Annotated in this window: 7 protein-coding genes; 5 read left to right on the plus strand and 2 right to left on the minus strand. The window is 49.7% G+C overall.

Features of this window, described 5'->3' with window-relative positions:
- Position 1 precedes the first annotated feature (1 nt).
- The 4 genes from MCT08_RS08950 (at position 2) to MCT08_RS08965 (ending at position 3,225) form a co-directional block, all read left to right on the plus strand.
- Positions 2 to 1,099: an amino acid ABC transporter permease gene (locus MCT08_RS08950; protein WP_053311582.1), complete on the plus strand. Its 1,098-nt coding sequence runs from the start codon at positions 2 to 4 to the stop codon at positions 1,097 to 1,099.
- 21 nt (positions 1,100 to 1,120) lie between these two features.
- Complete coding sequence (locus tag MCT08_RS08955; protein WP_274678275.1) at positions 1,121 to 1,888, plus strand: amino acid ABC transporter ATP-binding protein; 768 nt, start codon at positions 1,121 to 1,123, stop codon at positions 1,886 to 1,888.
- Between the two features lie 220 nt (positions 1,889 to 2,108).
- On the plus strand, positions 2,109 to 2,777 hold the full coding sequence (locus tag MCT08_RS08960) for a Bax inhibitor-1/YccA family protein (RefSeq protein ID WP_053311584.1): 669 nt from the start codon (positions 2,109 to 2,111) through the stop codon (positions 2,775 to 2,777).
- A gap of 118 nt (positions 2,778 to 2,895) precedes the next feature.
- Positions 2,896 to 3,225 carry a TusE/DsrC/DsvC family sulfur relay protein gene (locus tag MCT08_RS08965; RefSeq protein ID WP_053311585.1) on the plus strand — a complete coding sequence of 110 codons (330 nt, stop codon included), beginning with the start codon at positions 2,896 to 2,898 and terminating at the stop codon, positions 3,223 to 3,225.
- A gap of 30 nt (positions 3,226 to 3,255) precedes the next feature.
- Here the strand turns inward: MCT08_RS08965 and yccX are convergent, their stop codons facing one another.
- Positions 3,256 to 3,531, minus strand: coding sequence for an acylphosphatase (gene yccX, locus MCT08_RS08970; RefSeq protein WP_053311586.1), 276 nt, complete (start codon positions 3,529 to 3,531; stop codon positions 3,256 to 3,258).
- Positions 3,532 to 3,798: 267 nt separating this feature from the next.
- On the opposite strand from yccX, the gene MCT08_RS08975 reads away from it, so the two are divergent.
- On the plus strand, positions 3,799 to 4,992 hold the full coding sequence (locus tag MCT08_RS08975; RefSeq protein ID WP_168522263.1) for a class I SAM-dependent methyltransferase: 1,194 nt from the start codon (positions 3,799 to 3,801) through the stop codon (positions 4,990 to 4,992).
- A gap of 97 nt (positions 4,993 to 5,089) precedes the next feature.
- On the opposite strand, the gene MCT08_RS08980 is transcribed toward MCT08_RS08975, so the two are convergent.
- Positions 5,090 to 13,567, minus strand: a complete 8,478-nt coding sequence (locus tag MCT08_RS08980) for a Calx-beta domain-containing protein (RefSeq protein ID WP_274678276.1) — start codon at positions 13,565 to 13,567, stop codon at positions 5,090 to 5,092.
- Positions 13,568 to 13,626: the final 59 nt, after the last annotated feature.

Genomic DNA, 13,626 nt, shown 5'->3' on the forward strand with positions numbered 1-13,626 from the left:
GATGAAAGTACATCAATTTCAGCCTAGCCTTCCGCCTCCTGCTAATACTGTTGGTCTGGTCGGTTGGTTACGAAAAAACCTTTTTAACAACGCCGTAAACTCGGTTCTTACATTAGTCCTCGGTTATATAGCTCTATCCTTGATTTGGTATGTCTTTAATTGGGCAATATTCAATGCCGATTGGATAGGCAGTACACGTAATGATTGCACTCGTGACGGTGCTTGTTGGGTGTTTATCAGTGTTAGATGGGATCAGTTCATGTACGGCTTTTACCCTGAAGCTGAACTTTGGCGCCCTCGCCTTTTCTATTTCACACTAGCGATTTTCACTGTACTACTTGCGTATGAAAAAACGCCTAAAAAAACATGGATATGGTTATTCTTTGTCAATATCTATCCATTTATGGTTGCAGCTTTGCTGTACGGTGGTTTTTTTGGATTAGAAGTTGTTGATACGCATAAGTGGGGTGGCCTACTCGTAACATTGATCATCGCTTTAGTCGGTATTGTGGTGTCATTACCAATCGGTGTTGCCTTGGCTTTAGGTCGTCGTTCAGACATGCCAATTATACGTAGCTTATGTACTGTATATATTGAAGTTTGGCGTGGCGTTCCTCTGATTACTGTACTGTTTATGGCGTCGGTTATGCTACCGCTGTTCCTTTCCGAAGGCTCAGAAACCGACAAGCTGATCCGCGCACTGATTGGGGTCGTGATGTTCAGTGCAGCTTATATGGCTGAAGTGATTCGTGGTGGCCTACAAGCGATACCAAAAGGTCAATATGAAGCAGCAGATGCGCTTGGCTTGAGCTACTGGAAAAAAATTAGTTTAATTATTTTGCCTCAGGCGCTAAAAATCACCATTCCATCAATTGTGAATACTTTCATTGGTTTATTTAAAGATACCAGTTTGGTACTCATTATCGGTATGTTCGACGTTTTAGGCATTGGACAAGCCGCAAATACTGACCCTGAATGGTTAGGCTTTGCGACCGAAAGTTATATATTTGTCGCGTTAGTGTTCTGGGTGTTTTGTTTTGGTATGTCGAGATACTCGATATGGCTCGAAAACAAACTCCACACTGGTCACAAACGATAATTAAGAATTCAAGGACGTATTATGACGCAACAACACAAACTAGCTCCCTCTGAAGAAGTCATGATTCAGATTAATGATATGAATAAATGGTACGGAGAGTTTCACGTACTGAAAAACATCAATCTAACAGTGAAAAAAGGCGAAAAAATCGTTATTTGTGGTCCTTCCGGCTCAGGTAAATCGACCATGATTCGCTGTATTAATCGACTTGAAGAGCATCAAAAAGGTCAAATTATCGTTGCAGGCAATGAGTTAACTGAAGATTTAAAAAATATCGAAGCCGTTCGCCGCGAAGTCGGCATGTGTTTTCAACACTTTAATTTATTCCCTCACCTGACTGTATTGGAAAACTGCACCCTAGCTCCTATTTGGGTCAAGAAAATGCCTAAGGGCGAAGCCGAAGCTATCGCAATGAAGTATTTAGAAAGGGTGAAGATCCCAGATCAAGCGGACAAATATCCAGGTCAACTTTCTGGTGGTCAGCAGCAACGTGTTGCCATTGCTCGCTCATTATGTATGAACCCACAAGTCATGTTATTTGATGAACCAACATCGGCGCTTGACCCAGAGATGGTTAGGGAAGTACTGGATGTAATGGTCGAGTTGGCTGAAGAAGGCATGACTATGCTTTGTGTGACGCATGAAATGGGCTTTGCTAAAGAAGTCGCCGATAGAGTTATCTTTATGGATGCGGGTGAAATCATTGAAGAAAACAACCCAGTTGAGTTCTTTGAAAACCCGCAATCAAACAGAACACGAAACTTCCTTTCTCAAATTCTGCATCATTAATTAACAAGCTTTGATTGCCAATTACTAACCAATTGATAAAAGAGGTGTTTTTCACCTCTTTTTCTTTTATGTTAACCGACACATCATGTTACACATTCATTAACATGTCCGTGACTATTTTTACTATTATGGAACGAAAGAAATGGTACATCGGGCTTGATTTATGGAACTTTCAGCCCCATAAATGTACTTAAAGACATAAACCCTTACGAGGAAGATTATGAACAGCCCTATGTTTACTCGCTCAGCAAGTTTAGAGAGCACATTACAAACGAACAAAGTATTGAAGAATACATACTTCTTACTTTCAATGACGCTAATGACCAGTGCTATTGCAGCAATGGCTACCATGGCTATGCAAATATCATCAATGATGGCGTTAGTTATGCAACTAGCCGCCATCGGAATCCTTTTCTTTGTAATGCCTAAAGCAGTTAACTCTTCTTCAGGTATCGTTTGGACGTTTGTATTTACTACATTAATGGGTGGTGCCTTGGGGCCAATGCTGAACCATTATGTGGCGATTCCAAATGGTCCAAGCATTATTGCTCAAGCTTTAGGTTTGACTGGCCTAGTTTTTATGGGTCTATCCGCTTATACCATAACGACTAAAAAAGACTTTTCATTCATGAGAAGTTTCTTAATGGCTGGTCTTATCATCGTTATTGTTGCGGCACTTATTAATATCTTTGTTGGCTCAACAGTGGCTCAACTTGCTATTAGTAGCATTTCAGCGCTCGTATTTTCTGGCTTTATTTTGTTTGATACAAGCCGTATCGTGCGAGGTGAAGAGACTAACTACATCAATGCAACCATCTCAATGTATTTGAATATTTTGAACCTGTTTATCAGCTTACTGAGCATTCTAGGTATCATGAACGACGACTAGTCTAGCCGTTTAGAAAAAGCCCGGGAGCGAACGCTTTCGGGCTTTTTACTTTCTAAATAGTTGAGATCAGCCATACCGTGATATACCCTAGCGGCAAATCGTTATTTGAGGAACTCACATGTTCGAATACAACGGTAAAATCATCGAAACTGACGCTCAAGGTTACCTGCTTGACCACACTCAGTGGGAAGAAGGCATGATCCAAATTTTAGCTAATCATGAAGAGATCGAATTGACGGATGCGCATTTAGAAGTCATTCACTTTGTTCGCCAATTTTATGAAGAATTTAATACGTCCCCTGCTGTACGCATGCTTGTAAAAGCCATGGAAAAAGCACATGGACCAGAAAAAGGTAATAGTAAGTATTTGTTTAAGCTATTTAAACAAGGCCCCGCTAAACAAGCAACCAAACTTGCAGGTCTGCCTAAACCCGCGAAGTGCTTATAAAATATATACGATAAGGCTCACTAAATAGCCTTATCGTATTTCAAAACCTTTAAAACTTTCAGAAGCAAAACCACTTTCACGCATCACAAACTCAACCTGCGCAGTCTTTGGTCCTTGTTTAATCCATTGGTAAAGCTGTTCTATGTTGTCGCTATCTCCAACAGCTATCACTTCTACATCACCATTATTTAAATTTTTAGCGTACCCTGTTAAACCTAGTTTCAAGGCATAATGTGCTGTGTGGTAACGAAAACCAACCCCTTGCACTATTCCTGAGACTACAAATTTATCGCATTGCGTCGCCATGAATACCTCGCTATCTCATCTAAACCATATACATTGGTAATTTGAACCTAAACCCAACAAACCTACCATTTATTTAATATTATGGAATAGATAAATGCTTGTTGAATTGATGGATATCCCATTGATTAAAAATCGTAATGAATGATGACTTTTAAAGATCAAGTAATTAGCAATCAAACATATAGCGTATCTCTGTTTCTTTATTTGCTTTCCATAACCTTTTCTATGAAAATATGCCCCCATTTTGAATATTTCATCGAGTAACCTATGACACCTGCAATTTATCTAGTAAAAGGCCGAGAAAAGTCTTTACGCCGTAAACATCCTTGGATTTTCTCGAGAGGAATCAATAAGGTTGAAGGTGAACCTGGCCTCGGTGAAACGGTAGATGTACTTACCCATGACGGCCAGTGGTTAGCTAAAGCAGCCTATTCCCCCACCTCTCAAATTAGAGCGCGCGTGTGGAGCTTTGACAAAAGAGAAATTGATACGGATTTCTTTGTTCAACGAATCAAAGACGCTTTACTAGTACGTGAAGATATTATCGCGCGAGATGGCTTGACAGGTTTTAGACTTATTGCTGCTGAGTCAGATGGCTTACCTGGGATAACCATCGATAAATATCAAGACTACCTAGTTTGCCAACTACTTAGTGCTGGTGCCGAGTTCCACAAATCCTCGCTCGTTGATGCTCTTATCCAAGTTTTCCCTGAATGCAGTATCTACGAGCGCTCAGATGTCGCGGTGCGTAAAAAAGAAGGTCTTGAAGAAACAACCGGTGTGCTTCACGGTCAAGAACCGCCAAAATCAATCATCATTGAAGAAAATGGGGTAAAAATAAGCGTCGATATTATTGGTGGACACAAAACTGGTTTCTACCTTGATCAACGAGATAGCCGCCAAAAATCTTTAAAATATGTTAAAAATAAAGAGGTTCTAAACTGCTTTTCCTACACGGGAGGTTTTGGCCTGTACGCCCTAAAAGGTGGTGCACAGCGTGTTATCAATGCCGACGTATCTCAGCCAGCACTAGATACCGCTAAATATAATGCTGAAATTAACAATTTTGATATTTCTAAAAAACGAGCCGTTTTCCTGAATGCCGATGTTTTTAAATTGCTACGTGAGTACCGTGATCAAGGTACACAATTTGATGTGGTCATCATGGACCCACCAAAATTTGTATCGAGCAAAAATAACTTAACGTCAGGGGCAAATGGTTATAAAGATATTAACATGCTCGCCATGCAAATTTTAAAGCCAGGCGGAACACTGCTTACCTACTCATGCTCTGGCTTAATGGGAACCGACCTATTTCAAAAAATAATTGCTGATGCCGCCTTGGATGCAGGCCGCAGCGTTAAGTTTGTAGAGAGATTCGAGCAAGCTGCCGACCACCTTACAGATTCAGCCTATCCTGAAGGTTTTTATTTGAAAGGGTTTGCTTGTAAGGTTTTATAATACCAAGCACAGCAAACAACTATTCACTCTAGCAGTAACCAAAGATATCCAGACAACATAAAAAACCGGAGCCCTTTCAAGCTCCGGTTTTCTTATTTTAATCCTTTAAATGATTTAAGTTATCCATCAAATTAGAAGTAATGTCGACGGCAGATGCTCCATCGAAATCAATAGTGAGTTTTTCACCACCTTTACTGATGCTCAAGGTCGCAGCCGAGTTATCTTGGGTAATAATCACGTCGACACCATTTACATGGCCTTCATTATCTCCAGAACTCAAATCGTTAAGCAAAGCCGTAATATCGTCTTTTTCCATATCAGAGAACAAATCAGACAGATCTAACTGATCACCTTCCGCGGCATTGAAATCTGTCACTCTATCAGTCGCCGTATCCATATCAACCCATTTGAAGATATCAGCACCTTCATCACCGACTAAAATATCGTTACCTTCACCACCAATAATAGTGTCATTGCCTGAACCGCCTCGAACAGCATCGTTACCTTTACCACCATCTAAAATATCGTGACCAGTACCGCCGAAGATCAGGTCAGAGCCATCTTCACCATAGATCTTGTCATTGCCGCCGCCGCCATGAGCGATATCAAGTCCTGCATCAGAACTACCGCTAACCGTCAATGCACCATCTTCGGTTGTCGTAGTAAGCTCATTGATACTTTTAGTAACAAATTCATTAATCGCGAGATCTTGGTTAGACAGGTTAATATCTTGTGTTACAGAGTGACTTTCTCCTAGGTAAATGGTGTCAGCCCCAGCTCCCATATATACATCATCATTAGCAATCCCTGTATCAATAGTTACGCCATTAATGGGGTCATAATCTAATATAGTGTGAGCTGCGCCTTCGTAGATAGTGGCAGCGGAAGTCGCCCATTGATATGTTCCAAACCCTTCCATAAATTTAACGGAGTCAACACTTCCATTTAACATTTCATTTCCAGGCAGCACATTAGACGCGTGAATATCAACGGTACCTTTTGAAGCACTTTGCTGTCCATCTGAATCAACCGCCCAATAGGTAAAATCATCTTTAATTTCTACCTCACCAGATACTACCATCTCAACACCGGATAGATTGAAACCAGCACCCTGACCACCATTTTTCGTATTGACAACCACGAGTCTCACTTCATCAAACGTATTAACTGATGTAAGCGTTGCGGTTCCTATATGGTCTGGATTCGGATGAGTAACATCAATATTGAGATCGATAGGCTCTCCTACTCTCTGACCATTGTCATAGGTGTAAGCGACTATTTTCGCATGTGCACTAGTACCTAATAAGCCTTGAAGACTAGTAAAGCTAAATGTAGCAGACGTGACATTCCCTTTATCACTAGCAACTGAGATAAACTCACCTGCTGACGTTTCCTGCCCAGGAGCTTCACCCTTGCCTGGCGTTGTATTAACGTAAACCCCATTTTGATTCTTATTATGATCATAGACGATTGTTGCACCACTATTAGTGTTAAATATTCCATCAATAAAGGTTCCTCCACTAATAGTCATACCGCCTAAACTAAGTGTATTAACACCATCACCAGCAGCACTCAAATCCGAACTATCAATTTCTCTAGTCACTTGAGTATTTGTATCGACTACATAGTAAACACTTGTATCATCTCGAAACGTAAGTGGATTATCTCCACCAATCATATCAGAGGTAATCTTCACATAGTTTGTACCATCGTAATAGTACAAATCGCCATGTTCCGGCAAGTCTGCAAGCTTCACCTGAGTAAATTGATTAGCATCTGCATCATCTTCGACATCCTTTGCAAAGTCAGAGAAATCAACTTTAACAACGCTATGTTCTGAAGATAGAGAGAAATCATCAGCAGTCGGTAGATTGTTTGTATTACCCCCATCGGTGATGATCGCTTCACCCGTCACGCTACCATTGCTGGTGACGTTATTGCTGTCGGTGACCACCAAGCCGAAGGTTTCATCGCCTTCGTACACCTCATCTGGGGTGGTCGCTACCACCACGCGGATCGCGGTGACGCCCGCAGGCACGGTCACATTGCCATTCGGATCCACCGCTAAGGCGAGGGTCTGGCCACCTTGCTCGTAGCTCACGCTCAAGCCACCCACATCCCCCGCTTCAGCGCTGTAAGCGCCATCGGTGCTCACGCCAAGATTCAGCACCACGTCCGCTTCGGTCGCTTTCGTTAACGTCACCACGAACTCTGCATTCGTGCCTTCGTTTACAGCACCCCCACCGCTGATCTCGAGGGCGGGCTTGTCATTGTCTGGGTTTGGACCGGGGCCATTGCCCCCATCGGTGATGATCGCTTCACCCGTCACGCTACCATTGCTGGTGACGTTATTGCTGTCGGTGACCACCAAGCCGAAGGTTTCATCGCCTTCGTACACCTCATCTGGGGTGGTCGCTACCACCACGCGGATCGCGGTGACGCCCGCAGGCACGGTCACATTGCCATTCGGATCCACCGCTAAGGCGAGGGTCTGGCCACCTTGCTCGTAGCTCACGCTCAAGCCACCCACATCCCCCGCTTCAGCGCTGTAAGCGCCATCGGTGCTCACACCAAGATTCAGCACCACGTCCGCTTCGGTCGCTTTCGTTAACGTCACCACGAACTCTGCATTCGTGCCTTCGTTCACGGCACCCCCACCGCTAATCTCGAGGGCGGGCTTGTCATTATCTGGGTTTGGACCGGGGCCATTGCCCCCATCGGTGATGATCGCTTCACCCGTCACGCTACCATTGCTGGTGACGTTATTGCTGTCGGTGACCACCAAGCCGAAGGTTTCATCGCCTTCGTACACCTCATCTGGGGTGGTTGCTACCACCACTCGGATCGCGGTGACGCCCGCAGGCACAGTCACATTGCCATTCGGATCCACCGCTAAAGCGAAGGTCTGGCCACCTTGCTCGTAGCTCACGCTCAAGCCACCCACATCCCCCGCTTCAGCGCTGTAAGCGCCATCGGTGCTCACGCCAAGATTCAGCACCACGTCCGCTTCGGTCGCTTTCGTTAACGTCACCACGAACTCTGCATTCGTGCCTTCGTTTACAGCACCCCCACCGCTGATCTCGAGGGCGGGCTTGTCATTGTCTGGGTTTGGACCGGGGCCATTGCCCCCATCGGTGATGATCGCTTCACCCGTCACGCTACCATTGCTGGTGACGTTATTGCTGTCGGTGACCACCAAGCCGAAGGTTTCATCGCCTTCGTACACCTCATCTGGGGTGGTCGCTACCACCACGCGGATCGCGGTGACGCCCGCAGGCACGGTCACATTGCCATTCGGATCCACCGCTAAGGCGAGGGTCTGGCCACCTTGCTCGTAGCTCACGCTCAAGCCACCCACATCCCCCGCTTCAGCGCTGTAAGCGCCATCGGTGCTCACGCCAAGATTCAGCACCACGTCCGCTTCGGTCGCTTTCGTTAACGTCACCACGAACTCTGCATTCGTGCCTTCGTTTACAGCACCCCCACCGCTGATCTCGAGGGCGGGCTTGTCATTGTCTGGGTTTGGACCGGGGCCATTGCCCCCATCGGTGATGATCGCTTCACCCGTCACGCTACCATTGCTGGTGACGTTATTGCTGTCGGTGACCACCAAGCCGAAGGTTTCATCGCCTTCGTACACCTCATCTGGGGTGGTCGCTACCACCACGCGGATCGCGGTGACGCCCGCAGGCACGGTCACATTGCCATTCGGATCCACCGCTAAGGCGAGGGTCTGGCCACCTTGCTCGTAGCTCACGCTCAAGCCACCCACATCCCCCGCTTCAGCGCTGTAAGCGCCATCGGTGCTCACACCAAGATTCAGCACCACGTCCGCTTCGGTCGCTTTCGTTAACGTCACCACGAACTCTGCATTCGTGCCTTCGTTTACAGCACCCCCACCGCTGATCTCGAGGGCGGGCTTGTCATTGTCTGGGTTTGGACCGGGGCCATTGCCCCCATCGGTGATGATTGCTTCACCCGTCACGCTACCATTGCTGGTGACGTTATTGCTGTCGGTGACCACCAAGCCGAAGGTTTCATCGCCTTCGTACACCTCATCTGGGGTGGTCGCTACCACCACGCGGATCGCGGTGACGCCCGCAGGCACGGTCACATTGCCATTCGGATCCACCGCTAAGGCGAGGGTCTGGCCACCTTGCTCGTAGCTCACGCTCAAGCCACCCACATCCCCCGCTTCAGCGCTGTAAGCGCCATCGGTGCTCACACCAAGATTCAGCACCACGTCCGCTTCGGTCGCTTTCGTTAACGTCACCACGAACTCTGCATTCGTGCCTTCGTTCACGGCACCCCCACCGCTAATCTCGAGGGCGGGCTTGTCATTATCTGGGTTTGGACCGGGGCCATTGCCCCCATCGGTGATGATCGCTTCACCCGTCACGCTACCATTGCTGGTGACGTTATTGCTGTCGGTGACCACCAAGCCGAAGGTTTCATCGCCTTCGTACACCTCATCTGGGGTGGTTGCTACCACCACTCGGATCGCGGTGACGCCCGCAGGCACAGTCACATTGCCATTCGGATCCACCGCTAAAGCGAAGGTCTGGCCACCTTGCTCGTAGCTCACGCTCAAGCCACCCACATCCCCCGCTTCAGCGCTGTAAGCGCCATCGGTGCTCACGCCAAGATTCAGCACCACGTCCGCTTCGGTCGCTTTCGTTAACGTCACCACGAACTCTGCATTCGTGCCTTCGTTCACGGCACCCCCACCGCTGATCTCGAGGGCGGGCTTGTCATTGTCTGGGTTTGGACCGGGGCCATTGCCCCCATCGGTGATGATCGCTTCACCCGTCACGCTACCATTGCTGGTGACGTTATTGCTGTCGGTGACCACCAAGCCGAAGGTTTCATCGCCTTCGTACACCTCATCTGGGGTAGTCGCTACCACCACGCGGATCGCGGTGACGCCCGCAGGCACGGTCACATTGCCATTCGGATCCACCGCTAAGGCGAGGGTCTGGCCACCTTGCTCGTAGCTCACGCTCAAGCCACCCACATCCCCCGCTTCAGCGCTGTAAGCGCCATCGGTGCTCACACCAAGATTCAGCACCACGTCCGCTTCGGTCGCTTTCGTTAACGTCACCACGAACTCTGCATTCGTGCCTTCGTTCACGGCACCCCCACCGCTGATCTCGAGGGCGGGCTTGTCATTGTCTGGGTTTGGACCGGGGCCATTGCCCCCATCGGTGATGATCGCTTCACCCGTCACGCTACCATTGCTGGTGACGTTATTGCTGTCGGTGACCACCAAGCCGAAGGTTTCATCGCCTTCGTACACCTCATCTGGGGTGGTCGCTACCACCACGCGGATCGCGGTGACGCCCGCAGGCACGGTCACATTGCCATTCGGATCCACCGCTAAGGCGAGGGTCTGGCCATCTTGCTCGTAGCTCACGCTCAAGCCACCCACATCCCCCGCCTCAGCGCTGTAAGCGTCATCGGTGCTCACGCCAAGATTCAGCACCACGTCCGCTTCGGTCGCTTTCGTTAACGTCACCACGAACTCTGCACTCGTGCCTTCGTTCACGGCACCCCCACCGCTAATCTCGAGGGCGGGCTTGTCATTATCTGGAGTTGGACCGGGGCCATTGCCCCCATCGGTGATGATCGCTTCACCCGTCACGCTACCATTGCTGGTGACGTTATTGCTGTCGGTGACCACCAAGCCGAAGGTTTCATCGCCTTCGTACACCTCATCTGGGGTGGTCGCTACCACCACGCGGATCGCGGTGACGCCCGCAGGCACGGTCACATTGCCATTCGGATCCACCGCTAAGGCGAGGGTCTGGTCACCTTGCTCGTAGCTCACGCTCAAGCCACCCACATCCCCCGCTTCGGCGCTGTAAGCGCCATCGGTGCTCACGCCAAGATTCAGCACCACGTCCGCTTCGGTCGCTTTCGTTAACGTCACCACGAACTCTGCACTCGTGCCTTCGTTCACGGCACCCCCACCGCTAATCTCGAGGGCGGGCTTGTCATTATCTGGAGTTGGACCGGGGCCATTGCCCCCATCGGTGATGATCGCTTCACCCGTCACGCTACCATTGCTGGTGACGTTATTGCTGTCGGTGACCACCAAGCCGAAGGTTTCATCGCCTTCGTACACCTCATCTGGGGTGGTCGCTACCACCACGCGGATCGCGGTGACGCCCGCAGGCACGGTCACATTGCCATTCGGATCCACCGCTAAGGCGAGGGTCTGGCCACCTTGCTCGTAGCTCACGCTCAAGCCACCCACATCCCCCGCTTCAGCGCTGTAAGCGCCATCGGTGCTCACGCCAAGATTCAGCACCACGTCCGCTTCGGTCGCTTTCGTTAACGTCACCACGAACTCTGCATTCGTGCCTTCGTTTACAGCACCCCCACCGCTGATCTCGAGGGCGGGCTTGTCATTGTCTGGGTTTGGACCGGGGCCATTGCCCCCATCGGTGATGATCGCTTCACCCGTCACGCTACCATTGCTGGTGACGTTATTGCTGTCGGTGACCACCAAGCCGAAGGTTTCATCGCCTTCGTACACCTCATCTGGGGTGGTCGCTACCACCACGCGGATCGCGGTGACGCCCGCAGGCACGGTCACATTGCCATTCGGATCCACCGCTAAGGCGAGGGTCTGGCCACCTTGCTCGTAGCTCACGCTCAAGCCACCCACATCCCCCGCTTCAGCGCTGTAAGCGCCATCGGTGCTCACACCAAGATTCAGCACCACGTCCGCTTCGGTCGCTTTCGTTAACGTCACCACGAACTCTGCATTCGTGCCTTCGTTCACGGCACCCCCACCGCTGATCTCGAGGGCGGGCTTGTCATTGTCTGGGTTTGGACCGGGGCCATTGCCCCCATCGGTGATGATTGCTTCACCCGTCACGCTACCATTGCTGGTGACGTTATTGCTGTCGGTGACCACCAAGCCGAAGGTTTCATCGCCTTCGTACACCTCATCTGGGGTGGTCGCTACCACCACGCGGATCGCGGTGACGCCCGCAGGCACGGTCACATTGCCATTCGGATCCACCGCTAAGGCGAGGGTCTGGCCACCTTGCTCGTAGCTCACGCTCAAGCCACCCACATCCCCCGCTTCAGCGCTGTAAGCGCCATCGGTGCTCACGCCAAGATTCAGCACCACGTCCGCTTCGGTCGCTTTCGTTAACGTCACCACGAACTCTGCATTCGTGCCTTCGTTTACAGCACCCCCACCGCTGATCTCGAGGGCGGGCTTGTCATTGTCTGGGTTTGGACCGGGGCCATTGCCCCCATCGGTGATGATCGCTTCACCCGTCACGCTACCATTGCTGGTGACGTTATTGCTGTCGGTGACCACCAAGCCGAAGGTTTCATCGCCTTCGTACACCTCATCTGGGGTGGTCGCTACCACCACGCGGATCGCGGTGACGCCCGCAGGCACGGTCACATTGCCATTCGGATCCACCGCTAAGGCGAGGGTCTGGCCACCTTGCTCGTAGCTCACGCTCAAGCCACCCACATCCCCCGCTTCAGCGCTGTAAGCGCCATCGGTGCTCACACCAAGATTCAGCACCACGTCCGCTTCGGTCGCTTTCGTTAACGTCACCACGAACTCTGCATTCGTGCCTTCGTTCACGGCACCCCCACCGCTAATCTCGAGGGCGGGCTTGTCATTATCTGGGTTTGGACCGGGGCCATTGCCCCCATCGGTGATGATCGCTTCACCCGTCACGCTACCATTGCTGGTGACGTTATTGCTGTCGGTGACCACCAAGCCGAAGGTTTCATCGCCTTCGTACACCTCATCTGGGGTGGTTGCTACCACCACTCGGATCGCGGTGACGCCCGCAGGCACAGTCACATTGCCATTCGGATCCACCGCTAAAGCGAAGGTCTGGCCACCTTGCTCGTAGCTCACGCTCAAGCCACCCACATCCCCCGCTTCAGCGCTGTAAGCGCCATCGGTGCTCACGCCAAGATTCAGCACCACGTCCGCTTCGGTCGCTTTCGTTAACGTCACCACGAACTCTGCACTCGTGCCTTCGTTCACGGCACCCCCACCGCTGATCTCGAGGGCGGGCTTGTCATTGTCTGGGTTTGGACCGGGGCCATTGCCCCCATCGGTGATGATCGCTTCACTAATATTTAAATATTGCTCTAGCAAGCCTAAACTTTGTGTCTGAGATAAGCCCAGTGAAGTAAGTGCTGAAGTGTCGAAATTTGTCGCTGCGATTATTTCCGCTCCATCTCGTGTGATGCTGACCGAATCAGTAGGGCTAGAACCATTTGACTCACCAGCTGCAGTTGCAAATTCTTCTCCAAGCTGAGTTGGATCTATCCCTTGCTCTAATGCTGCAAAGATTGCATTTACATCGTCGGTAATATCAGTACCGCTACCATCTGGAGCAATTTGACTAATTTGAACATTGGTATTGAGTGATCCATCATTTTCCCCTAACTTACTGGGACTCATGATGATCTCACCGGGTAAGGCTTTTTCGCCAGAGTTTAGGATTCGGACATTACCGTTAACATCAACCGCAATGCGTTGGCCAACAGCCAAATTTGAACCCAACAGAAAAGTACTACGTCCCATAGAAAGCCTCATCAATCCCAGTTATCACAAAAAACCAACAATTCAATTCGTCAATTCGT

This window comes from Vibrio aestuarianus, assembly GCF_028858425.1.
Classification (GTDB): domain Bacteria; phylum Pseudomonadota; class Gammaproteobacteria; order Enterobacterales; family Vibrionaceae; genus Vibrio; species Vibrio aestuarianus.

What these genes read in the sequence shown, in the direction of transcription:
- MCT08_RS08980 (WP_274678276.1), bottom strand. Translation starts at nt 13,567, where the DNA reads ATGGGACGTAGTACTTTTCTGTTGGGTTCAAATTTGGCTGTTGGCCAA.
- MCT08_RS08965 (WP_053311585.1), top strand. Translation starts at nt 2,896, where the DNA reads ATGTTCGAATACAACGGTAAAATCATCGAAACTGACGCTCAAGGTTAC.
- MCT08_RS08955 (WP_274678275.1), top strand. Translation starts at nt 1,121, where the DNA reads ATGACGCAACAACACAAACTAGCTCCCTCTGAAGAAGTCATGATTCAG.
- MCT08_RS08950 (WP_053311582.1), top strand. Translation starts at nt 2, where the DNA reads ATGAAAGTACATCAATTTCAGCCTAGCCTTCCGCCTCCTGCTAATACT.
- MCT08_RS08960 (WP_053311584.1), top strand. Translation starts at nt 2,109, where the DNA reads ATGAACAGCCCTATGTTTACTCGCTCAGCAAGTTTAGAGAGCACATTA.
- MCT08_RS08975 (WP_168522263.1), top strand. Translation starts at nt 3,799, where the DNA reads ATGACACCTGCAATTTATCTAGTAAAAGGCCGAGAAAAGTCTTTACGC.
- yccX (WP_053311586.1), bottom strand. Translation starts at nt 3,531, where the DNA reads ATGGCGACGCAATGCGATAAATTTGTAGTCTCAGGAATAGTGCAAGGG.